This window comes from Alkaliphilus metalliredigens QYMF, assembly GCF_000016985.1.
GTDB lineage: Bacteria > Bacillota > Clostridia > Peptostreptococcales > Natronincolaceae > Alkaliphilus_A > Alkaliphilus_A metalliredigens.
Map to the genome: position 1 here is coordinate 364,093 of NC_009633.1, position 23,276 is coordinate 387,368.

At 39.8% G+C, this 23,276-nt stretch carries 25 protein-coding genes; 24 read left to right on the forward strand and 1 reads right to left on the reverse strand.

The annotated features are described in order from the left end of the window. Positions 1-310 precede the first annotated feature (310 nt). From AMET_RS01675 to AMET_RS01750, 16 genes are all read left to right on the forward strand, one after another. Complete coding sequence (locus AMET_RS01675) at positions 311-1,132, forward strand: MerR family transcriptional regulator (protein WP_011971464.1); 822 nt, start codon at positions 311-313, stop codon at positions 1,130-1,132. Between the two features lie 100 nt (positions 1,133-1,232). Continuing rightward, on the forward strand, positions 1,233-3,167 hold the full coding sequence (locus AMET_RS01680; protein ID WP_011971465.1) for a flavocytochrome c: 1,935 nt from the start codon (positions 1,233-1,235) through the stop codon (positions 3,165-3,167). A gap of 564 nt (positions 3,168-3,731) precedes the next feature. After that, entirely contained in the window at positions 3,732-3,959 is a 228-nt protein-coding gene (locus AMET_RS01685; RefSeq protein ID WP_011971466.1) for a glycosyltransferase family protein, read from the forward strand. Positions 3,960-4,146: 187 nt separating this feature from the next. After that, positions 4,147-5,547: a hypothetical protein gene (locus tag AMET_RS01690; protein WP_011971467.1), complete on the forward strand. Its 1,401-nt coding sequence runs from the start codon at positions 4,147-4,149 to the stop codon at positions 5,545-5,547. Between the two features lie 41 nt (positions 5,548-5,588). After that, a complete protein-coding gene (gene prmC, locus AMET_RS01695; protein WP_041721304.1) occupies positions 5,589-6,461 on the forward strand; it encodes a peptide chain release factor N(5)-glutamine methyltransferase in 873 nt (290 codons plus the stop codon). 100 nt (positions 6,462-6,561) lie between these two features. Beyond that, entirely contained in the window at positions 6,562-7,635 is a 1,074-nt protein-coding gene (gene prfA, locus AMET_RS01700; RefSeq protein WP_011971469.1) for a peptide chain release factor 1, read from the forward strand. 153 nt (positions 7,636-7,788) lie between these two features. Next, a complete protein-coding gene (locus tag AMET_RS01705) occupies positions 7,789-8,526 on the forward strand; it encodes a ZIP family metal transporter (RefSeq protein ID WP_041720228.1) in 738 nt (245 codons plus the stop codon). A 100-nt stretch (positions 8,527-8,626) separates the two neighbouring features. Beyond that, positions 8,627-9,079 (forward strand): FHA domain-containing protein, encoded by a 453-nt coding sequence (locus AMET_RS01710; RefSeq protein WP_011971471.1) that lies wholly within the window; start codon positions 8,627-8,629, stop codon positions 9,077-9,079. Positions 9,080-9,083: 4 nt separating this feature from the next. Continuing rightward, on the forward strand, positions 9,084-10,298 hold the full coding sequence (locus AMET_RS01715; protein ID WP_011971472.1) for an FtsW/RodA/SpoVE family cell cycle protein: 1,215 nt from the start codon (positions 9,084-9,086) through the stop codon (positions 10,296-10,298). Then, positions 10,285-11,685 (forward strand): peptidoglycan D,D-transpeptidase FtsI family protein, encoded by a 1,401-nt coding sequence (locus tag AMET_RS01720; RefSeq protein ID WP_011971473.1) that lies wholly within the window; start codon positions 10,285-10,287, stop codon positions 11,683-11,685. The genes AMET_RS01715 and AMET_RS01720 overlap by 14 nt, the downstream gene beginning before the upstream one ends. Positions 11,686-11,687: 2 nt before the next feature. Further along, positions 11,688-12,758 (forward strand): L-threonylcarbamoyladenylate synthase, encoded by a 1,071-nt coding sequence (locus AMET_RS01725; protein ID WP_011971474.1) that lies wholly within the window; start codon positions 11,688-11,690, stop codon positions 12,756-12,758. An 18-nt stretch (positions 12,759-12,776) separates the two neighbouring features. Continuing rightward, entirely contained in the window at positions 12,777-13,256 is a 480-nt protein-coding gene (locus tag AMET_RS01730) for a low molecular weight protein arginine phosphatase (protein WP_011971475.1), read from the forward strand. Between the two features lie 110 nt (positions 13,257-13,366). Continuing rightward, positions 13,367-13,816, forward strand: a complete 450-nt coding sequence (gene rpiB / locus AMET_RS01735) for a ribose 5-phosphate isomerase B (protein WP_011971476.1) — start codon at positions 13,367-13,369, stop codon at positions 13,814-13,816. Positions 13,817-13,831: 15 nt separating this feature from the next. Next, on the forward strand, positions 13,832-14,461 hold the full coding sequence (upp, locus tag AMET_RS01740) for a uracil phosphoribosyltransferase (RefSeq protein ID WP_011971477.1): 630 nt from the start codon (positions 13,832-13,834) through the stop codon (positions 14,459-14,461). 203 nt (positions 14,462-14,664) lie between these two features. Then, the gene (locus AMET_RS01745) at positions 14,665-15,105 is read left to right on the forward strand and encodes a deoxycytidylate deaminase (RefSeq protein ID WP_011971478.1); all 441 of its coding nucleotides are present in this window, start codon (positions 14,665-14,667) and stop codon (positions 15,103-15,105) included. Between the two features lie 83 nt (positions 15,106-15,188). Continuing rightward, positions 15,189-16,229 (forward strand): glycosyltransferase family 4 protein, encoded by a 1,041-nt coding sequence (locus tag AMET_RS01750; protein WP_011971479.1) that lies wholly within the window; start codon positions 15,189-15,191, stop codon positions 16,227-16,229. Between the two features lie 216 nt (positions 16,230-16,445). Here AMET_RS01750 and AMET_RS01755 read toward each other — a convergent pair whose 3' ends face one another. Next, the gene (locus AMET_RS01755) at positions 16,446-17,861 is read right to left on the reverse strand and encodes a sodium-dependent transporter (protein ID WP_011971480.1); all 1,416 of its coding nucleotides are present in this window, start codon (positions 17,859-17,861) and stop codon (positions 16,446-16,448) included. Between the two features lie 458 nt (positions 17,862-18,319). Between AMET_RS01755 and wecB the strand changes: the two genes are divergently transcribed. The 8 genes from wecB (at position 18,320) to AMET_RS01795 (ending at position 23,268) form a co-directional block, all read left to right on the forward strand. Next, positions 18,320-19,453, forward strand: coding sequence for a non-hydrolyzing UDP-N-acetylglucosamine 2-epimerase (gene wecB, locus AMET_RS01760; RefSeq protein WP_011971481.1), 1,134 nt, complete (start codon positions 18,320-18,322; stop codon positions 19,451-19,453). A gap of 366 nt (positions 19,454-19,819) precedes the next feature. Next, positions 19,820-20,047 (forward strand): AtpZ/AtpI family protein, encoded by a 228-nt coding sequence (locus tag AMET_RS01765; protein WP_011971482.1) that lies wholly within the window; start codon positions 19,820-19,822, stop codon positions 20,045-20,047. A 4-nt stretch (positions 20,048-20,051) separates the two neighbouring features. Then, positions 20,052-20,498, forward strand: coding sequence for an ATP synthase subunit I (locus AMET_RS01770; RefSeq protein WP_011971483.1), 447 nt, complete (start codon positions 20,052-20,054; stop codon positions 20,496-20,498). Beyond that, positions 20,464-21,162, forward strand: a complete 699-nt coding sequence (atpB, locus tag AMET_RS01775) for a F0F1 ATP synthase subunit A (RefSeq protein WP_011971484.1) — start codon at positions 20,464-20,466, stop codon at positions 21,160-21,162. The genes AMET_RS01770 and atpB overlap by 35 nt, the downstream gene beginning before the upstream one ends. Positions 21,163-21,245: 83 nt before the next feature. Beyond that, on the forward strand, positions 21,246-21,800 hold the full coding sequence (atpE, locus tag AMET_RS27235) for an ATP synthase F0 subunit C (protein ID WP_011971485.1): 555 nt from the start codon (positions 21,246-21,248) through the stop codon (positions 21,798-21,800). A gap of 97 nt (positions 21,801-21,897) precedes the next feature. Beyond that, positions 21,898-22,164 (forward strand): ATP synthase F0 subunit C, encoded by a 267-nt coding sequence (atpE, locus tag AMET_RS01785; protein ID WP_011971486.1) that lies wholly within the window; start codon positions 21,898-21,900, stop codon positions 22,162-22,164. Between the two features lie 67 nt (positions 22,165-22,231). Then, a complete protein-coding gene (gene atpF / locus AMET_RS01790; RefSeq protein ID WP_011971487.1) occupies positions 22,232-22,738 on the forward strand; it encodes a F0F1 ATP synthase subunit B in 507 nt (168 codons plus the stop codon). After that, positions 22,726-23,268 carry a F0F1 ATP synthase subunit delta gene (locus tag AMET_RS01795; RefSeq protein ID WP_011971488.1) on the forward strand — a complete coding sequence of 181 codons (543 nt, stop codon included), beginning with the start codon at positions 22,726-22,728 and terminating at the stop codon, positions 23,266-23,268. The genes atpF and AMET_RS01795 overlap by 13 nt, the downstream gene beginning before the upstream one ends. The last annotated feature ends 8 nt before the right edge of the window (positions 23,269-23,276 follow it).

Here is a 23,276-nt window from a genome sequence, read left to right on the forward strand (position 1 = left end):
ATAGAATTTAAAGTAACTATACCAACCGGTTTTTGATTTAGGTGGACTATTATCTGTCATATCTGTCATATGTTCCATCAACTCTCCTTTAATTTCAAATTTTGTTAATTAAAAAGGATGGTACGTAACTGATTTGTAAATTTTGAATCTACTCTTCATTTGTAAAAAAAATTACTTTGGTTGGTAGGAAGTTACTTGATTCTATTTGATAATAATAAGATACCCAGTAAAAAAAACAATAAACAGAAAATTTTGAAAAAGATTTTAAGAATTTACAGATATAGTTCTGTTAGTTTGAGGAGGTTTATTGATGAATGGAATGAAACACAGTGTTGGTAATGTAGCTAATATACTGGGCCTTTCTCCTGGTATTTTACGACATTATGAAAAACTAGGAATCATAAATCCAGAGCGAGATAACAGTGGATATCGTTCTTATTCAACAAGGGACGTAAACATTTTGATGGGGGTTAGAAAGCTAATTGGAATGGGATTTTCTTTAGAAGAAGTAAAACACCTTATTTATGGTGCTTCTTTAGAAAAAGTAAAACAAAGTTTGGATACCTTGGAAGAAAACATGAAAAAAGAAATCCGTTGGAGGCAGTTGGTTTTAGAATTTATTCAAAAACAAAGACAAGAATATGAAGTTATATCTGAAGAGTCTCATAAATTTGAAATAACAAAGAGCCCTGCAGTTTATAGGATACGAAGTCAATATGAAAATTTTTTATCGGCAGAAGAGGCTGCAAACACCTATGTATATAGATGGATTTCCAAAATGCCTATTGTTAGGATATCGCCTGAGTTTTCAGTAGAAGCAATTTACAATCAAACTGAGGAATATCAATTTGGTTTTGTAGTTGAAGAAGAGTTAGCTGAAGAGCTGGAACTAATGGAGACACCAGATATGATATTCATTCCTTCCCAGCTTTGTTTGACAACAATCATCAGTAGTCAAGGGGAAGACCATATAAAGGCTAGTATGTTAAAGAGAGCAGTAAATTATATAGCAAAACATAATATGAAAATATCTGACAATGCTTGGGGAATGACCATTGGTTCCTATGTGGAAAAGGATATGCATAAGAGATTTCATAAAATTTTCATACCTATAGAGAATGAAAATAAATAAAATTAGAAATATTAATTATTTTGTTGACCTTACAATGGTTGTATGCCTTATGATTAAGTTGCTATATATTTAACAACTAAATTATAAGGGGGAGAATTTAATGAAAGGTTTTAAGAGAAATATTGCTATCGTTTTATTGATTGCTATGTCATTAATGAGTTTTATTGGCTGTAGTCAACAAGCTACTACACAGGGACAGTTTATAGCAGGAACATATGAAGCTAGTGCACGAGGTATGATTGGGGACATAAAGATTGCAGTAACTTTTACTGAGGATCGTATTGAAAAAATTGAAATTTTAGAACATCAAGAAACAGAAGGTATTGCAGATCCAGCGCTGGAGCGTATACCTCAATCCATCGTAGCTAATCAATCTCTTGGTGTAGATTCGATTACAGGTGCTACCATAACCAGTTTAGCTATTTTGAATGCAGTAGAAGATGCAGCAACGCAGGCGGGTGCAGACATAGAGATTTTAAAGAATAAAGCTGTAGCCTCTACAAAGGGTGAGAAAATAGAAAAAACAACAGATGTAATTGTTATTGGTGGCGGTGGAGCCGGTATAGCTGCAGCCGCTTCTTCGGTAGAAAATGGGGCTGAAGTTATTTTAATTGAGAAGGCTGCTGCATTAGGCGGTAATACATTAGCTTCAGGATTTGCATGGAATGCTACTAATCCTGAAATTCAAGGGAAGATAGGCACCATGCCGGGACAAATAGAAATGTTAAAGGGAGTACTGGAACTAGATGAAGAAGGTTTTGGGGAATTTACAGATATATTAAAAACATTGAAGGAGCAAATTACTACTTATTTGGATGGAGATGCTTCGACTGTATTTGATTCTGTAGAATTTCATATTATTCAAGCGTATCAAGGTGGTAGAAGACAGGATCGAGATGGAAATTGGATTGAAAATGATTATGATCTATTAACTACATTTGCAGAAAATAGTCTTCCAACTTTAAATTGGGTACAATCTTTAGGTGGAGCCTTTTCTGAGGAGTTAACTTCACCTGTTGGAGCAATGTGGCTGAGGGGACATAATCCAGTTGGAAAGAAGCAAATATTTGATGCATTAGCTGATTATATTGTAGAAAATGGCAGCGAAATTATGCTGGAAACAAAAGCAGATGAATTGATTGTAAAAGACGGAAGGATTGTTGGAATCAAGGGAACAAAAGCAGATGGAACAGAGGTGGAGTTATATGCTAACAAAGGTGTTATTATGGCAACGGGGGGCTATGGTGCAAATCCTAGTTTAGCAGCAGAGTACAATAACTACTGGCCATCCATTCCTGAAGATATGAAGACCACAAATGTATCTACTGTTACGGGAGATGGCATTATTATGGGAAGAGAAATTGATGCGAATCTGGTAGGAATGGAATTTATCCAATTAATGCCTACTGCCAATGAAAAAAGCGGTTCTTTAACGGATGGGCTTTTAGTAGCACCTCAGAATTATGTTTTTGTAAATAAAGAAGGTAAAAGGTTTATCAACGAATATGCAGCTCGAGATGAACTTGCATTTGCTGCCCTAGAGCAGACGGATGAAATGTTTTACACCATAGCTGACCAGCCTATGGCCTTATCAGCTCAAAATCGTCCTACTCAAGAAATGATTGATAAAATGGTGGAAGACGGTCTTATCTATAGAGCAGATACATTAGAGAAATTAGCAGAGATTATAGGTTGTGATCCACAAACCTTTGTAGATGAGATTGAAAAGTATAATTCCTATGTAGAAGCTGGAAAAGATCCTGAATATGGAAAGGCTGTATTTGAAATGCAAGTAAAAGAAGGACCATTTTATGCTTGTCCTGCAAAACCTGCTATTCACCATACAATGGGTGGATTAGAGATTAATGTAAGAGGTGAAGTACTTGATACAGCAAGCAATGTTATTCCAGGATTTTATGCAGCTGGTGAAGTAACTGGAGGCATACATGGGGGGAATAGACTTGGTGGAAATGCCATAGCTGATGTTTTTGTATTTGGTCGTATAGCAGGAGAAAATGCAGCTACAAACAAATAAATACAAAAAAATAAACACAAATGAATAACAAGGGTAGTGCAATTAGCAAAAATAATAAGAGGGGTGATTTCACTATTTTGAAATCGCCCCTCTTTATTTTAGAAAATAGAATCGGAAGTAGCTGTACCAGCCTATTTCTAACTTTGGTGGACTATTATCTGTCATGTGCTTATCGACGCTCCCTTGAAATCAATTTTGTTAAACGAGAAGGATCTAACTCAAGTAATATGTGAAGAATTGAATCTTTTTTAAATCGAGTAATAGAATTGAGTTGGCTGTTAGGGAGCTACCGGATTCTATTTGTTATTAAGATACCCGGTAAACAAATGGATAAACAGAAAATTATGAAAAAGATTTAAATATTTTATTCTTTACATTTGCGCCGATTGTGGGGATAATATAAAGGATTGGTTTTATAATACATATGAAATGTAGCGAAAAAGTTAATGACGAGGAGATGACAGAATGAAAAAAATAACGATTAACATATTTGGCGTAGAGCCTGAGGGCTGTGGCTGAGGCCCTGTAACTAGTTGTGGATCAACTAAAACAATTATTGATGAAGTGAAGGACTTAGAAGAGGCAATTATTAAGGCAGGGCTTGAAGAGAAGGTTGAACTCCTTCATTTTATTGATGCTTTTTCAGATGAATTAGATCAATATCCTCAAATTGTCATGAAGATAGAAAACATGGAGATTGGCATCCCAGCTGTGTGCTTCGGGGAAGAAGTCATTGTTGAGGACAAAATAGATATTGAGAAGATTGTACAAGCTTTAAAGGAATTATCATAAGCCATATAATACCGTGAAACGATTGACAATATGTTGGTCGTTTTTGTTTTAAGATGTTCAATATGTGATGGCATAGATTTGTTCAACGTAAAACGGGAAAAAAGTCCTGGTATATAAATATAAGCATTTTTGCAAAAAATGTCGATAATATATGGAGATACTTATAAAAAATAGGTGGGTAAATGGGATGAATAATTCATATAGGGATCGATTTCAGGTAGTGGAGATTATAAAAAATAACTCTGTTCAAAAAATTATGATTGCAACAGATATCAAGAAAATACATGAAATTGTGTTAATTAATATTTTAAACAATGAAAAGGGTCTATTAGATAATAATGAAGCATTGTGGCGATCTACATTAGATGGATTGATTTTATTTGAAGCAACTGATGATGAAATTACTTTGATTACAACAGTTCAAAGTAGAGAGACCGTAGAAAGCTATTTGAAGAAAAAAAGTCTTTCTGAAAAAGAAAGGTTTGTATTAATCCATCAGTACTTAAAAGGTATCCTTAGATATGAGCCTCTTCCTAACCATGTTAAAAATATGATGATCGGCCTAGGACAAGTTGTGATAGATGGAGAACATATTGCTTTTACTGAGTTGTTGATTCTGGAGGAAACTGACTTCTCGGAACAAGGATATAAAGTCATTACTAGAAACATTGGGGAAGTCCTAAATTATCTTATGACAGAAGGACAAATAGCAGAGAGTAAAGAAGTGAATAATTTAGGTGAAATCCAGAATTTCATTGAAAATTTACAACAGGATGAACATCATTATCGAGATATAAGGGACATATTTAATTCTTTTCGAGGATTATATACGTATCATATATGGATGCCGCCAACCATTCAACTTCAAGACGAAAAAATCGTAACACAGCTTCGACGAAAACGGGTTGAAGCAGCTAAGAGAGCTCATAATAAGACAAGGAACACATCATTAGTGGTAGGCGTTATTGGGATTTTAATGGTCGGTATAGCGGGAGTTTATTCTAATTGGGGTGGGTTTTTGTTTGATTTATATACGGATGACACCATAGCGGAACCGACGGAAATCCTCGGAGAAGAAGCCACTACAGAAGTACTCAATGAATATGGCGATGAAGTGCAGGAAAAGATAGTTAGAGAAGGAAAAGAACAACAAGAAGAGAATAATGAAAAAAACACAGAACATCCTAGGGAAAGGTTAGAGGATGTAGCGTTAACCTATGGGAAAGAAGAAAACATTGCGAGGGATTATGGGAATTTACGAAGTGGAAAGTATTCACTAAGATTAGATGGTGAAGTTCAAGAACGAGGAAGTGTGCAAATTAAAGATGTTATATTGGAAGTAGAATCCTTTGTTTCGTTTTGGGTTCAAAGCGATGCTGCGGCACCTTTAAAAATCACATTAGAAGGTTATGGAAATGATCATTTACTTGATCAACAAACTATTAATTATCAACCAAGTGTGATAAAATTTTGGGAGAGAATAGATTTCCAACCTAAGAATGGTGAAATAGATGAGCTACATATTATATTTTCAGAAGTCAAGAGTGTCCTCTGGATTGATGATATTAAAATAGACGTGTTTAAATAAGATAGGTTGGAAAAAATCAAGGAGGAAGCCCTTTGAAAACCGTGGTTGATTTATTGAAAGAGGCAACAGCTGTTTTAAAAGAAATCGATGTCGATACACCTCAGCTTGATGCTGAGGTGATTCTATGTCATTTATTAAAAACAGAAAGAATTCAGCTTCATATTTACCCAGAACGTAAAGTTGATGAGGAAGTCCAAGAACAATTTTGGGAAGGTATTCAAAAGCGGAAAAAAAGAATGCCTGTACAATATATTGTGGGGACCCAGGAGTTTATGGGTTTAGACTTTCGGGTTGAATCAGGGGTATTGATTCCCAGGGCAGATACGGAAATATTAGTGGAGAGCGTATTGGGATTATACGAAGTTCACTATAATAATGAGGCAGTTGCGCTTATGGATATTGGTACAGGAAGTGGTGCCATTGCCATTAGCCTGGCTAGGTTCATTGAGAGGTCGAAGATTTATGCCATTGATTTATCGGAAAAGGCATTGGAAATTGCTGAAAACAATGGGCGGACCAATGAAGTGCAGCACAAGATAAGTTTCTTCTATGGAAGCCTATTTGAGCCATTAAAGGGATATGATTTAGAGGGAACCTTTCAATTTGTCATTTCTAATCCACCCTATATCCCACCAGATGTGGTGGAGGAGCTTTCTCCCCAAGTAAAGGATTATGAGCCCCGGATGGCCCTAGAGGGTGGCGCAGACGGACTGGATTTCTATCGTGAAATCGTAGAGAAGGCCCCTCAATATCTCCAGATGAAGGGCTGGCTTTGCTTTGAAATTGGCTATGACCAAGGAGAACAAGTAAAAGGTTTGATGGAGACAAGAGGGTTCAGTCGGGTGGAAGTCATTCGGGATTTAGCTGGATTAGATAGAGTGGTCATTGGACAATGGACTGTTGAAAATAGGTAGTCAAACAGTTATGAATGTGATATAGTATACTGTTGAAGAGCGACGGTAAATGAAGTTAGAGTAAATGTCATATTGACTATAAATAGATGAGGTGAATGAAATGCTAGATAAACTAGCTTTTTTACAAGAAAAGTACGAAGATTTAGGTGAGAAAATCAGTGATCCGGAAATCATTAATGACCAAGTGCAGTGGCAAAAGCTGATTAAAGAGCACTCGGAAATAGAACCGATTGTCATGAAGTACAGGGAATATAAAACCACGCAGCAAGCCTTAGGGGAAACTAAGGAGATTATGCATGATAAGGCTACTGATGCAGAGCTGAAGGAAATGGCCAAGATGGAAGTAGAGGAACTTGAAGAGTCAATTGTTGAAATGGAAGAACAATTGAAGGTGATGCTTTTGCCGACGGATCCTAACGATGATAAGAATGTGATTGTAGAGATTCGTGGAGGAGCCGGTGGAGATGAAGCAGGGCTTTTTGCTGCAGTACTTTTTAGAATGTACACACGATATGCAGAGAGAAGTGGCTGGAAAGTCGAAATGATGAGTTTAAATGAATCTGGTGTGGGTGGATACAAAGAAGTAATCTTCATGATCAAAGGGAAGGGTGCTTACTCTCAGCTAAAATATGAAAGTGGTGCCCATCGTGTCCAAAGAATTCCAACAACAGAGTCAGGTGGACGCATTCATACCTCCACTGCCACCGTGGTAATTATGCCAGAGGCTGAAGATGTGGGAGAGGTCAACATTGATACAAATGAATTGAGAATTGATGTATTCCGTTCCTCAGGAAACGGAGGACAAAGTGTTAACACCACAGATTCCGCTGTTCGAATTACCCACCTTCCAACCGGGTTGGTGGTATCCTGTCAGGATGGAAAGTCTCAGTTAAAGAATAAGGAAAAAGCAATGAAGGTCCTGAAATCTAGACTACTGGATCAAATGATTCAAGAACAAGATGCAGAAATTTCCCAAGATAGAAGAAGCAAGGTGGGAACAGGAGACCGAAGCGAAAGAATCCGAACCTATAACTTCCCCCAGGGAAGAGTGACAGATCATAGAATTAATGTAACTGTTTACAAGCTAGATGCCTTCTTAGATGGTGAAATCAATGAAATGATCGATTCCCTAATTACATCAGCTCAAGCAGAAAAAATGCAAGAAGTACAATAAGCATAACAAGCTAAAAGTGAGGACCCCCCTCACTTTTTATTTGCGTTCAGACACTTTATTCCTTTGGGCTTATCCTAAATGTCATTAACAGCGATAATTATTTCCTCCTATTAATATATATATAGAATGAACGAATTTATGGGGGGAATCAATTTGAGCGATCTTTGGAGAACAACACTCATTGGCTTTTCAACAGGTATCATAGGCACAGGCCTAGGGGGATCCATGGCTTTTCTGTTAAACAATCCAACCAAGCGGTTTTTAAGTGCCATCATGGGGTTATCCAGTGGACTGATGGTGGCCATTGTTACATTTGAACTACTACCAGAGGCATTTATGATTGCCGGGGTGCCTTGGACAGTTGTGGGACTCATTGGAGGGGTCTTGATTGCCACGATACTAGATGGTTTCATTGCCCGTTTAAGCAGTCGAAAACATGGTGGCAAGCATGGATATGTAAAGACCGCTGCATTATTGGGAATTGGAATTGCCCTGCATAACTTTCCGGAGGGAATGGCCATTGGGTCGGGATTCGTAGCCCAGAATCGTTTGGGAATCGGGCTGGCGATTGTCATTGCCCTCCATAATATGCCGGAAGGAGTGGCCATGGTAACACCTTTACGGGTGGGGGGATATAGTCGAAGTAAGGCATTTTTTCTTACGTTGTTAGCTGGGACGCCCATGGGAATCGGAGCATACTTTGGGGCGTTACTTGGACGGGTTGCAGATGGGTTTATTGGGATCTGCCTTGCATTTGCAGGGGGAACCATGCTTTATATCACCTTTGGAGAATTGATTCCCAGAGGGAAGGAATTAGATCAAGGAAGAATATCCACGATTTGTGCTACCTTTGGCTTTGTTTTAGGGATGTTAATCTCAAAAAGGTTCTAACAATGATTGTTAAGTTCTTCCTTTTTGGTATACAATAGTAAAAAGTGAACATGTCACTTACGGGTTGTCTATAAGAAAATGATGATAAAGGTGATGAATAATGTATCAAATACTATCCTGGATCGTACGCTATTTATTGATTGCACTTGTATACTATTTTATTTACAGTATTATCCGTTTGATTTACCTTGATATTAAGGCCATTAACGAAAAGGAAGCAAGGGGTCCAAGGACCCCTTATTTAAAGCTGGTCAATCGTAAGGAGCGATTGGATTTTGAAATAGATGAGCTCTATGATCTCCATGAGGAGACCACCATCGGACGTGGAAAAGAAAATGAGATTCAAATAGTGGATCAATTTATTTCCACAAGGCATGTCAGGATTGCCCTTGATGAGGGCCAATACTTTCTAGAAGATTTAGGCAGTGTCAACGGAACTTATTTAAATGGAGAAAAACTTCAGGATGTGGCAAAGCTAAAAGACGGTGACCGAATTGGTTTGGGACAAGTGGAATTTCTTTTTGTGAAAGAGGAAGAGGAAGAGGAGGATTAGGTGTATGGCAAGACCAATACATATTGTTGTTCTAATTAATCTATTGCTCTTTCCCTTGTTGTTTTTTTATGGAGAAGCCCAGGATCCTTTAATATTGGCAATCGGTGGGGGGATTATTTTATTGACCATTCTATCTCAATTTGCCATTGTAAAGGGGAAGATGGGGGATCCTTATATATTTCTCATTTTGTCTCTCCTTTGTAGCATTAGCATTGCCATGCTTTATCGGTTGGACCCCTTCTATGGCATTCGCCAGACCATATGGTATGGGGTGGGCTTAATTCTCTTTTTCCTGACCTATGTTTTCTTTCGGTGGGTCAAAAAATGGGATGAATACTTTTATCTCTATGTGATTGCAGGAGTAGGGCTCTTTGCTGCAACCTACTTTTTGGGTACCACAATCAAAGGAGCCAACAATTGGATTCGAATAGGTGGCTTTACATTTCAGCCAGCGGAAGCCATCAAGCTCATTTTCGTCTTTATGATAGCAAGTTATTTTAAACATACCCAGAAGGTGAAAAATGTGTATGTTTTTCTGGGGATTGTCTATCTACATATGCTGTTCTTAATGCTTCAACGGGATATGGGCATGGTGCTACTCTTTTATGCTGTTTTTATCAGTCTCTTTTATGTGCATATTGAGGACTATCGTTTGATTTTATATAATACAGTCCCCTTTGGGCTCATGGCGGTGATCAGCTACTTAACCATGAACCATGTTCGGGTGCGATTTGAAGCGTGGCTCAATCCATGGCAGGATATTGCCGGAAGGGGTTATCAGATCACCCAATCCCTCTTTGCCATTGCCGGTGGCGGTTTTTTTGGAACGGGGATCGGATTGGGAAACCCCGGGGTCATTCCAGAGGTACATACGGACTTTATTTTCTCGGCCATTGCAGAGGAATTAGGGGTCTTCGGGGCAATTGCCATGATTTTATTGTACTTTATTTTGATTTACCGGGGGTTTAAGATTGTTTTGACGATTAATGAGCCATTCCGAAAGACAGTAGCCCTAGGAATTACCCTGCTTTATGGTTATCAGACATTTATTATTGTAGGTGGCGTCATTAAGCTGATTCCATTGACGGGGATCACCCTACCCTTTGTGAGCTATGGGGGAAGTGCCTTTGTCTCGGGATTTGTGGCCTTTGGTATTTTACAGGCCCTTTCTACTAAGTGGAAACCGGGAAGGGGGCGGCTGGAAATTGAACGGAAATAAACGAATTGTTCATTTGATTGTTTTGACCAGCGTATTATTTTTAAGTCTCATTTCTTATCTGACTTATTTTCAAGTTTTTAGAGCCACTACCATTGCGGAAAATTCCTTTAACCCAAGACATTGGGCCAGGGAGGACACCACCCTACGAGGCAGGATTTATGACCGAAATGGACTGATATTGGCTGATTCAGATGTAGAAGAAGGAAGACCCATACGAAGCTATCCCCATGGCAGGCTTTATAGCCATGTGATTGGATACCATAATAGGCAATATGGACGGACGGGAATTGAATTTTATTATAATGAGCATCTAATGGATCTCCTCATGGAGCGGCCGGTGGCACGAATTCGAGATCGAATCACGGGAGAAATGATTCAAGGAAATGACCTGGTACTAACCATTGATCACGAGCTACAACAGTTGGCCCATCAACTACTGGGCAATAAAAACGGATCAATTGTGGCATTGGATCCTAGAAATGGGGAAGTACTGGCCATGGTCAGTAAGCCTGATTACAATCCCAATACCTTGGTGGGGGATTGGAATGACTTGATCATCCGGGAGGACAGTCCATTGCTTAATCGAAGCATTGCCGGGCTTTATACACCGGGATCTGTTTATAAAATATTGATGGCGGCAAAGGGTGTGGAGGAAGGACTTGAGACAAATGTGTATGAATCCACCAGTTCTATTGTGGTGGATGGTTATACTCTTTCTAATTATGGTGAAACAGCCCACGGAGAAATCACCTTAGGGGAGGCCTTGGCAGTATCCGCTAATACCAGTTTTGCTAGGCTGGCATTGGAGCTAGGAGAAGGGTCTGTCACTGAGATTTCTAGGCGGTTCTTAATGGGAGAAAGGATTCCATCGGATATGCCTGTGAATCGCAGTCTGTATCCCTATGAGGGTGGCTTGCAGGATACTGAACTGGTGGCGGTGTCCATTGGCCAAGGAAGGCTCCTGGTGACACCACTACATATGGCGGCCATGACCTCTGTTTTTGCCAACGGGGGGGTTATGATGGCTCCTCATATCGTACAAGAGGTACAAAGTCCAACGGGTAGAGTGGTTCTTCGGCCTGGAGGGGAAGTCGTTACTGTTGTGTCCGCTGAAGTAGCTGAGACTGTCAAGGAAATGATGATTAGTGTTGTTGAACAGGGAACAGGTAGAAATGCTGGGGTACAAGGGGTTTCTGTGGCGGGAAAAACAGGGACTGCTGAGAACGTAACAGGAAAAAGTCATGCCTGGTTTGTGGGATTTGCCCCTGCTGAAGCACCGCAAATTGTTGTGGCTGTTATTCTAGAGAGTGAAGGACAAACCGGAGGAGCTGCAGCGGCCCCCATTGCCCGTGATCTGATCGGAAGAGGAATTCAAGGAGGAAATTAGGTGTGAAGAGAACAAAAATAATCAAACTAGAAGAGATGAATGAAAAACAAATAGATGAAATACTAACTGCCTGTGGAGAGATGATAAGAGAGGGTAAAACTGTGGCCTTTCCAACGGAAACTGTCTATGGTCTGGGAGCCAATGCCTTGGATTCTAAAGCCATTAACAAAATTTTTGTTGCAAAAGGGCGCCCCTCGGACAATCCATTAATTGTACATGTGGCTCATCGGGTAGAGGTGGATGCACTGGTGAGAGTCATTCCTGAAAAGGCAAAGAAACTCATGGCCCATTTTTGGCCAGGCCCCTTGACCCTTGTGATGGAAAAATCCCATGGAATTCCTGGGGAAATTTCTGCTGGGCTCTCGACGGTGGCCATACGTATGCCAGTTCATCCCATTGCCAGGACATTAATTGAGAAGGCTGGTGTTCCTGTTGCGGCGCCAAGTGCCAATACCTCAGGCAAGCCCAGTCCCACAAGGGCAGCCCATGTGATCCAAGACTTAAGGGGGAAGGTTGACGCAATTATTGCCGGAGGCCCCTGCGATGTAGGGGTGGAATCCACAGTGCTAGATGTCACTGAAGAGACCCCAATGATATTACGGCCCGGGGGTGTCACCAAGGAAATGCTGGAGGCGGTCATTGGAGAGGTAGCTCTAGACCCAGGCCTATATCATCGAGGTGAAATGAAGGATGTTCCAAGATCTCCAGGAATGAAATATACCCACTATGCACCGAAGGCCAAGGTCATCATTATTGAGGGAGTCGAAGCCGCAGTTGTGAGAAAAATTAGAGAAATGGTAGCATATTATAAAGAAAAGGGATTGTCCGTGGGTGTCATTGTCACCGATGAGTCTCTTGCTTATTATGATCAAGTAGAGGAATGCTGTGTTAAGAGCATGGGAAGTCGTCAAAATCCAGAAACCATTGCAAACAATCTTTTTAGAGTGCTAAGGGAATTTGATGAAACCAATGTGGCAATCATACTATCAGAAGCTGTTGAGGAAGTGGGAATCGGGCAAGCTGTTATGAATCGTTTGATGAAGGCTGCTGGGAATGAAAAAATAAACGCATAGATGAAAGGGTGAAAAAGGATGAAAACAATATTATTTATTTGTACTGGGAATACTTGTAGAAGTATCATGGGTGAGGCTTTAATGAAAGAATTGCTATCAAAACAGCCCCATACCCTAGGTGAAGTGACAGTACTCTCGGCAGGTGTATCAGCAGCATCGGGAGAGCCTGCATCCGGGCAGGCTGTGGAGGTGATGAATGAAAAGGGTATTTCCCTAGGGCAGCATCGTGCCACCCCCATATCAAAGAGCCTCATCGATGAAGCTGACTTGGTTTTGACCATGACAGCGAATCATAAAAAAGTAGTGCTGGAGATTCATCCTAAGGCCAAAGATAAAGTCTATACCCTAAAGGAATATACCGGGACTGTAGATTCCCTGGATATATCAGACCCCTTTGGCCAGCCTGTTGTGATTTATCGTCGAAGTGCTGAAGAAATTGAGGGTCAGCTGAAGCAACTTTTAGAAAAGCTAGAAGATGAAAAAAATGAGAAAAAGTGATTAAAAAATAAAAAATACAAGCAGGAACTTTGCGATATTTGTCGAATTAAGTATAGGTTTATGATTTAATCGGACTTGTTTGATGATAGAAAAATCCTGGAGGTGGATATATGAAAATTGCAATTGGCAGTGATCATGGTGGGTATGAACTAAAGAACTTGATTAAGGAACACCTATTGAATAAGAAGCTGGAAGTGGTGGATTTTGGTACTGAATCCACGGATTCCTGTGATTATGCTGATTATGCCCAAGGGGTGGCGGAGGCAGTTGCCAAGGGAGACTATGCAAGGGGAATTTTAATTTGTGGTACAGGGATTGGGATTTCCATTGCAGCCAATAAGGTGCCGGGAATTCGTTGTGCCCTTGTGGGAGATTGTTTTTCAGCAAAAGCAACAACTGAACACAATGACAGCAATGTATTGGCCCTTGGGGGACGGGTTGTTGGACCGGGCCTCGCATTAGAAATTGTAGATATTTGGTTATCTGCTACATTTCAAGGGGGAAGACACCAAAAGCGAATCGATAAAATCACTGATATTGAAAGTAAATATTATAAATAATAAGGAGGAATTGCGATGAGTAAAGTGTTTGTGATTGATCACCCTTTGATTCAACATAAATTGACGTTAATTAGGGACAAAAATACAGGTTCAAAGGATTTTCGTGATTTGGTAAAGGAAATTTCTCTGCTGATGGGATATGAAGTAACAAGAAATTTGTCATTACAAGAGATCGAGATCGAAACCCCAGTTGGTGTGACAAAATCAAAGGTGATTTCCGGTAGAAAGCTAGGGATTGTACCGATTTTGCGTGCGGGATTAGGAATGGTGGATGGCATTTTACAGCTGATTCCAGCGGCTAAGGTGGGACATGTGGGTCTGTATAGAGATCCCGAGACATTAGAGCCCGTAGAATACTACTGCAAACTTCCTGTGGATGTACAGGAGCGAGAAATTATCGTGTTAGATCCAATGCTTGCCACTGGGGGATCTGCCAATGCCACATTAAAGGCCATCAAAGATCGTGGTGTGGCAAACATGAAATTAGTTTGTATTGTATCCTGTCCAGAGGGAATTGCAGCTGTACAGAAAGCGCATCCAGATGTGGATATTTATGTAGCAGCAATTGACGAAAAGCTAAATGACCATGCTTATATCGTACCGGGCTTAGGGGATGCAGGAGATCGTTTGTTTGGAACAAAGTAAATAGAGTATCTTTAGAAAGAACTTATGGTGTAGAGGAATCTACTCTATAAGTTTTTACTTTTTTATGCGAGCCTTCGGGCGGGGTATTCCCGCCCAGGCACTTGTAAATATTAAGATTTAATGACAATTTACATAAAAGCCCAATTTTATGATAAAATATAGAACTAAGTAGGTGTTTTCAAAAATGTAAGGGGGAAATTGATATGAGACCGTCCTGGGACCAATATTTCATGGAGATGGCAGAAGTAGTTAAGACGCGGTCTACATGTATGCGCAGGCAGGTAGGTGCAGTCGTTGTTAAGGATAAACGAGTGCTGAGTAGCGGATACAATGGTGCCCCAAGTGGCATTGAGCATTGTGAGAAAACCGGCTGTTTACGAGAACAGTTAGGGGTCCCATCTGGAGAACGGCATGAGCTCTGTAGGGGATTACATGCGGAACAGAATGCGATTATTCAAGCGGCTTATCATGGAGTTGAAATTCAAGGGACAACCCTTTATGTCACCTTGCAGCCCTGTGTGCTTTGTGCTAAAATGCTAATCAATGCAGGCGTGAAAAGACTTGTTTTCAAAGGTCAATATCCCGATGATCTTTCAGAGAAAATGCTGACAGAAGCTGGGATTGAAATGGAGAAATTTGAGTAAGTAAGAAGCAATATACATTGCTTGTTTCGAATATTTGTTATAAAATCAGACATATGTATTGATCTCAGATGAGGAGTGAATAAATGGAAAAGTATATGATTACCTTTTTTGTTGCATTGGCAATTTCCTATATACTGACCCCTTATGCCAAAAAACTCGCTTATCGAATTGGTGCCATTGATGTGCCAAAGGATAATCGTAGGATCCATAAAAAACCCATTCCTCGCTTAGGTGGGGTCGCAATTTACACAGCTTTCATGATAACGGCCTTGATTTCCCTACCGATTGATCGCCAACTGATGGCGATTTTAATAGGGGCTACGGTCATTGTTTTAACAGGAATCATTGATGATGTGAAGCCAATTTCAGCAAAATATAAAATGGTAGCACAGATTATTGCTGCATTAATAATCGTATCTAGTGGCTTGAGAATTGTTTATGTTAGTAATCCACTGGTTCCAGGAGCTGGAATGAACTTAGGGATATTGAGTATACCCGTAACCATCTTTTGGATTGTTGGAGTGACCAATGCAGTTAACCTAATTGATGGTTTAGATGGATTAGCAGCAGGGGTATCTGTCATTGCCTCCATCTCATTGGCAGCAGTAGCCTACTTAAATGGACAACCTGAAGTGGCAGTCCTATTGGTGATTTTAGCTGGAGCATCCTTAGGCTTTCTACCTTATAACTTTAATCCAGCACAAATCTTTATGGGAGATACGGGATCTCTCTTTATTGGTTTTATTTTAGCCAGTGTATCCATTGAAGGTGTGATTAAGAGTGCCACAACCATTGCAGTGGCAATTCCTGTGTTAGCATTGGGAGTACCCATCTTTGATACGGCCTTTGCAATCGTTAGGAGACTTGTTAACAAAAGACCGATTATGGAAGCTGATAAAGGGCATTTGCATCATTGCCTGTTAGATAGAGGGTTGAGTCAAAAACAGACTGTGCTGGTTTTATATTCGATTAGTATTATATTAGGAGGAAGTGCCATTATCATCGCTGATGCAACTCGAGGAACGGCATACCTATTAATTGTTTTCATTGCCACATCGGTACTGTTAGGTGCCATCCGGATTGGACTGTTTAAGAAATCAGCAGAGGAAAAGGCAAATTCTTAGTCATGATTGTAGATCAGACAGCCAGTGAATGATAAAATAAGTGATACTATACCAGATATATTAAAGAAGCCAAGAGAAATTTTGGGTTCTTTTTTTGTGTACTTTTGTGTATTTTGTGTGCTTCATGTACTTAAGATTACAAAAAAGTAAGCGGTCACAGTCCGATGCATATCGAACTGTGACCGCCTAGCTTAGCTTTTATTTTTTATAACTTGCTTATAGCTTCTTAGAGAATACTGCCAATACCACGATCATCAGAAGTCCAAAGATCATTAAGCTTGTTTGCTCGATTGATTTAATTCCATAGAATGCAACGATGGAAATTGCCACTGGAATAACATATTTGATTAAGAAATGCCATGCTTCAAATAATGCAAACTTTACGGTTCCACCATTTGTAAGCTCTTTTCTAAGCATTTCCTTATCAAGGAACCATCCAACAAAGACTGAAAGTAAGAGTCCACCGATGGACAAGAAGATCTTGTCAGTTAAGATGTCGAAGAAGTCAAAGAACCCAACTCCGAATAGTGTCACACCTGACATTGATCCCAGAGAAAGGGAGGATAGGATAGACAATACACCCATGGCTGAGGCTACAGAATAAACTGCTTTCTTTCTTTCTATTCCTTTTTCATCAATAAAGTAGGCAACTGCAACTTCCATTAAGGATACAGAAGAAGTAAGAGCTGCAACCGTTAAGGCCACAAAGAAGATGACGGATAATATTGGACCAATACCGCCCATTGCAGCAAACACAGATGGGATAACAACGAATACAAGACCAGGACCAGCATCAGGCGCCATTCCTAAGGCAAATATTGCCGGGAACATAGCAAGACCTGCTAAAAGAGCAACCCCAACGTCCATTCCAGTTACAAGGACAGCGTTAGTTGCAAGATCTTCTTTTTTGTTTAGGTAACTTCCGTAGGTAATCATACAACCCATACCAAGACTAAGGGAGAAGAAAGCTTGACCTAATGCGGCTAAATAGGTTTGACCTGTTACCGCTGAGAAGTCAGGCTTAAACATATAACTAAGTCCTGCCGCTGCACCTGGAAGAGTAAGACTTCGAATGGCAATCAGGACTAAAAGACCAAATAATACAGGCATTAATATTTTACCAGCTTTTTCGATACCACCTGCAATACCTCTAGCCACGATAAACACGTTCAGTGCTAAGAAAACAATCATCCATATTAATGGTGCAGTCGTACTTCCGATAAAGGCACCAAAGGTACCACCTATTGCTTCGGGATTAGACAATAACCCAGTAAAGGTTTGTGCGATATAGGCAAGAGACCAACCTCCAACTACTGGATAGAAGCCCATGATGAAGAATGCACTTAAGACCCCAATTACCCCTGCAAAGGTCCATTTACCACTTTTGCTTTTGTAAGCACCTACAGCTGCACTACCTGAATTTCTACCTACGGCAAATTCCGCAATCATAATACTAATTCCAATAAACACAACGAAAACTAAATAAATAAGAAGAAATGCGGCACCGCCATTTTCACCAAGTAGGTATGGGAATCTCCAAATATTACCAAGTCCAACGGCTGAACCTGCTGCTGCCATGATAAAGCCAATTCTTGAGCCCCAATTCTCTCTTTTTGGTATACTTTTTTCCATTATAAAACACCCTCCTTTAAATAAATTTCTAATATAGATAATAAGACATTAGTGCAATGAATTTCTCGTAATAGAATAAATTGCTTTGATTCACCTCCCAGGCTAAATTATTAGAAAATTTGAATAAATCTATATATTTGATAATTATACACTTGGATAGGGTAATATGCAAGTGTTTTTTAGTTGCAATCTGACAAACTTTGATGCAAATCAAGAGATGGCATCCTGATTGATTGTCTACATAGACAATCGTATATATTAAAGAAGCTAATATAATTCTACCTTCATTTAACTTGAAATGAATTTCTTAAGATTTAAAAAAAGGGAAATGCTATGACTGTGTAGAATTTTACTGAGTGAACTTAAAAGCCCCTGACTCTATGATGTTTTGAACAAGTGAAACGGAAGAGTAAATAAAGTACATAAAACCACATATTTAAATAGAAAGGAAGAGACATATGAAACAGCTTAAAGTGATGACGATATTTGGGACAAGACCAGAGGCCATTAAAATGGCACCCTTGGTGAAGGCTTTGGAAGCAGAGCCGCGGATTCAATCCACTCTTTGTGTCACGGCACAGCATCGGGAAATGCTAGATATGGTGTTGGAGCTCTTTGACATTACCCCGGATTATGATTTAAATGTCATGGCCCATGGTCAGACGATTTCAGATATTACTGTGAAGGTTTTAAAGGGCTTGGAGGCAGTGCTGGAAAAGGAAAAGCCTGATATTGTACTGGTCCATGGAGACACATCCACCACATTTGTAGGTGCCCTGGCGGCCTTTTATCAAAAGATAAAGGTAGGACATGTGGAGGCGGGTCTTCGCAGTGGGAACATTTACTCTCCCTATCCAGAGGAGATGAACCGAAAGCTTACTGGGACCTTGGCCAATCTTCATTTTGCCCCGACCCAAGGGAATTTTGACAATTTAATAAAAGATGGCATTAATCCAGATAAAATTGTGATTACAGGTAATACTGTTATTGATGCCCTGTTACAGGTTGTAAAGGAGGATTATGTTTTTCAAGGGAAAACCCTTAATCAAATAGATTATGCTCATAAGAAGGTCATTGTGGTGACCTGTCACCGTCGAGAAAATTGGGGTGAGCCCATGGAAAACATTTTTCAAGCAATACGAGAAGTGGCCCAGGGTAATGAAATGGTGGAAGTTGTGTTCCCTGTTCATTTAAATCCCAAAATTCAACAGCTGGCCCAGGAATTCCTTGGAGATGTATCAAATGTTCATTTAATTGAGCCCTTAGATTATGAACCCTTTGCAAATCTATTGAACCGTGCCTATCTAATCTTGACAGACTCTGGTGGCATTCAAGAGGAGGCACCGGCCTTAGGGAAGCCAATTTTGGTAATGCGTACTGAAACAGAACGCCCGGAAGCAGTAGCAGCGGGGACTGTGAAGGTGATAGGGGTAAAAAAAGAGCGGATTATAGCTGAGGTGAAAGCTCTCCTCAGTAGCGAAAAAGCATATGAAACCATTGCCAATGCAGTAAACCCCTATGGAGATGGCAAGGCTTGTGGACGAATTGTTGAAGGGTTATTAAATGCTTATAGTAAAGCAAGTGAAATATGAGTATGACGGGAAATTTGATGGTCTGCAAAGATGATATAAAATTAACAAAAAACCTTCATATCACAAGTGATTAAAAACCGATGTGATTAAAATCATAAAATAAACCTAATAAATATACATAAAAAGCAGGAATCTAGGGTAAGGGTATTGAATATTAATTAGGGTTGTCAGAAAGATGCTGATATGAAGCCGATGGAAAGAATATACCAAAAATCTTCTGACGAATTAATAAAAATTTAACAATTTACCCTATTCGAAAATTCTTAATATTATGCTATAATATAAAATAGAACCTAATCATAGGCAGACCAAGCAATACACCGAAGAGTAAGCATTCAGTGAATATTGAAAAATGGGGATAAATCAATGGGAAAAAAAAGACATGTAATGGAAAACCTAAGTTTACTCAGTTTTATTGGTATTTCAATGATTGTACCGATCATTGGAGGTCTTTATATCGGAAGATGGATAGATGCTCGGTTTAATACCCAGCCTATTTTTCTATTTGTGTTTATCATTATGGGGGTCATCGTTTCCTTCATGAATTTATTTAAAGTAGCGGCAAAGGATATAGAGCAAAAGAAAAGGAAGTGATCCAATGTCTGACCCGTTATGGAAAACCCAATTGCGAGTCGTAAAGGGGGTGCTAGTACTTAACGTCATCATTGCAATACTGTTCTTTTTTGCTGTCAAGGAGCCCATACCCTATATAATGGGACTGCTTTTTGGCACAATTATAGTCATACTCAACTTCCGTCTTTTGTACTTGACACTGGAAAAGGCTGTGCACATGGTGCCTCATAAAGCCCAAGCTTATACGGCATCTCGGTACATGGTCAGATATCTAGTGACTGGAATTGTGGTGTATATATCCATCCAGGCGGAACATATTCACGTCTTAGGTACCATTGCTGGTTTATTATCCATTAAACTAGTCATACTTAAAACGGAGTTATTTAATGACAAAGAGTATTTCAAAAACATTTTTAAGAAAGGAAGGAGGAGAAGCGATGGAGGTAGGATTCGGACCAAGGATAATATTTAACATAGGGAACATTCCGATTTCTGAAACAGTTGTGATGACTTGGTTTGTCATGGCGGTATTGTTTGCATTTGCTTTTGTTGCCACCCGAAGGTTTGAACGGGTTCCATCAGGTCTACAAAATGTAACCGAGGCCATTGTGGATGAAATGAATGGTTTAACAGCTCAAACCATGGGTGCGGATAAAAAGGGTTTTGCCCCTTATATGGGAACATTGTTTTTGTTTTTATTGGTTTCTAATATACTAGGAATTTTTGGTCTTCGGCCCCCAACTGCAGATGTGAATGTGACCTTTGCATTGGCATTGACAACATTTGCAATGATTCATTTCTTTGGGGCTAAGACAAAGGGCTTAGGAACGTATTTAAAGGGATTTTTAGAACCATTTGCTTTCATGCTACCACTTAATATTTTGAGTGAGCTTTCATTACCCATTTCATTGGCATTTCGTTTATTCGGAAATATCGTTGGTGGATTCATCATCATGGCCTTGCTTTACGGGGGGCTCGCCAGTGTAAGTGGCATGATAGGACTTGAGTCTTTTCCTATTTTCGCAGCAGGAATTCCTGTTGCATTGCATTTGTACTTTGACCTCTTTGCGGGGGTGCTACAAACCTTTATCTTTGTCATGCTCTCCATGGTGTTCATCGCCATGGCAATGGATTAGAGATGAGTACATAGCAGCCAAGAAAGGCGTCACAATCATCTGGGGAAGAAGACACAATAGAGGAACACAGAGGAGGTGTCAAAATGGGAACCACTGACTTTATCACAATGTTTTTTGAATGGCTTGCTACCTTTGAACCAAGGGCATTGATTCTTGCATCCACTGCCATTGCAGCAGGGCTTGCGATGATTGCTGGAATTGGTCCAGGGATTGGACAAGGCTTTGCCGCGGGTAAGGGTGCCGAAGCAGCGAGTTTAAACCCCAAGAGTGCTAAGTCAGCTTCAATGGTCATGCTACTGGGAGCAGCAGTAGCTGAAACATCGGGGATTTTATCCTTGGTTGTGGCATTAATCATGCTTTATGCCAATCCCCTTGTTAATACGGATGGTGCTGCCATTATATTATCTGCCTCAGTTATTGGAGCAGGATTAGCCATGATCGCCGGCATTGGTCCGGGGATTGGACAAGGATATGCGGCTGGAAAAGGAACTGAAATGGTGGGGAAAAGACCTCAGTACCAACCCATGATTGTTAGAACCATGTTTTTAGGTCAGGCAGTAGCCCAAACTACTGGTATCTATGCATTGATCATTGCGCTCGTTTTGATGTTTGCAAATCCATTAGTTGGGTTGTTATAAAGAAAGTAAGCATTACTTAACCTTGTGAAATTTGAAATACCATTATATTTGTAAAGTTTAAAAAATTCTAAAGGATAATAAAAGGAGGAAATAACTCATGGAACCAATTACAGGAAAAGCATTAATTTTAGCAGCATCTGCCATCGGAGCAGGATTAGCGATGATCGCAGGGATAGGACCAGGAATCGGGCAAGGATATGCCGCTGGTAAGGGAGCTGAGGGTGTTGGTAGACAACCAGAAGCCCAAGGAGATATCGTAAGAACAATGCTACTAGGTGCCGCTGTTGCCGAGACCACAGGGATTTATGGATTAATCATTGCACTAATCCTATTATTTGCGAATCCATTAGTCGGTCTATTATAACAGGGAGAACAAGGAGAACAGGGAGATCAAAGCATCTCCCGATAACTCATAGAAAGGAGGCACGAGAATGCAGGGATTAGTGGAATTTGTGCTATCGAACTTCATTTTTACATTAATCAATCTATGGATCATGTACTGGGTTCTAAAGAAGTTTCTTTTTAAGCCAACAACAGAGTATATGGAAGGACGTAAAAAGTCCATTGCTGATTCAATTCAGGAAGCTGAAATGAAAAATAAAGAGGCAGATGAAAGCAAGGCCCAATATGATATGAAGCTTCAGGATATTAAAAAAGAAAGAAGCCAGATTATTGATGAGGCCACTAAGCGAGCTGAAAAGCGTGGAGATGAGATTATCAAGGCTGCTGAGGATGAAGCTGAAAAGGTCATAGAAAGAGCAATGACTGAAATTCAACGTGAGAAGCAAAAATCCTTAAATGAAATGAAAAATGAAATTTCACAATTGGCCATTGCAGCTGCTACAAAAGTGATTGAAAAAGATTTAGATGAGGGAACCCACCATAAAATGATTCAACAATTTATTGATGAGGTAGGGGAAACAAAATGGCAGAATTAGTTGCAAAGCGATATGCAAAAGCATTGTTTCAAGTGGCCTTTGAAATGAATCGTTATGAGGATGTCACAGAGGAGCTTGCCTTTGTTGCTGAAAATCTAAAGCAACATTCAGATCTTAATGAACTACTGAAAAGCCCTGTGATTACCTTAGGAGAAAAGAAAGAAATCCTCTCCACTATTTTTAAAGAACAGATCAGCCCAGAGGTCTTTAATTTTTTACGCATTTTGCTTGATAAAAGTCGTCAAGGGGATTTTCAAGAAATATATGAAGAATATAAAATACTGGCGGATGCCGGTAAAAACAAAATAGAGGCAGTGGCGATTACAGCACTACCCATGGACAACAATGATTTATTAAAGCTACAAGTAAACCTATCCATGTCTTCAGGAAAAAATGTTAAGCTGAAAAATGAAATCGACCCGACGGTTATTGGTGGTGTCCTTGTGAAAATGGGAGATAAAATCATTGATGGAACGGTTAAAGCCAGACTGAATCAGATGCAGGATCAATTATTACAAATTATAGTATAGAATAGGGG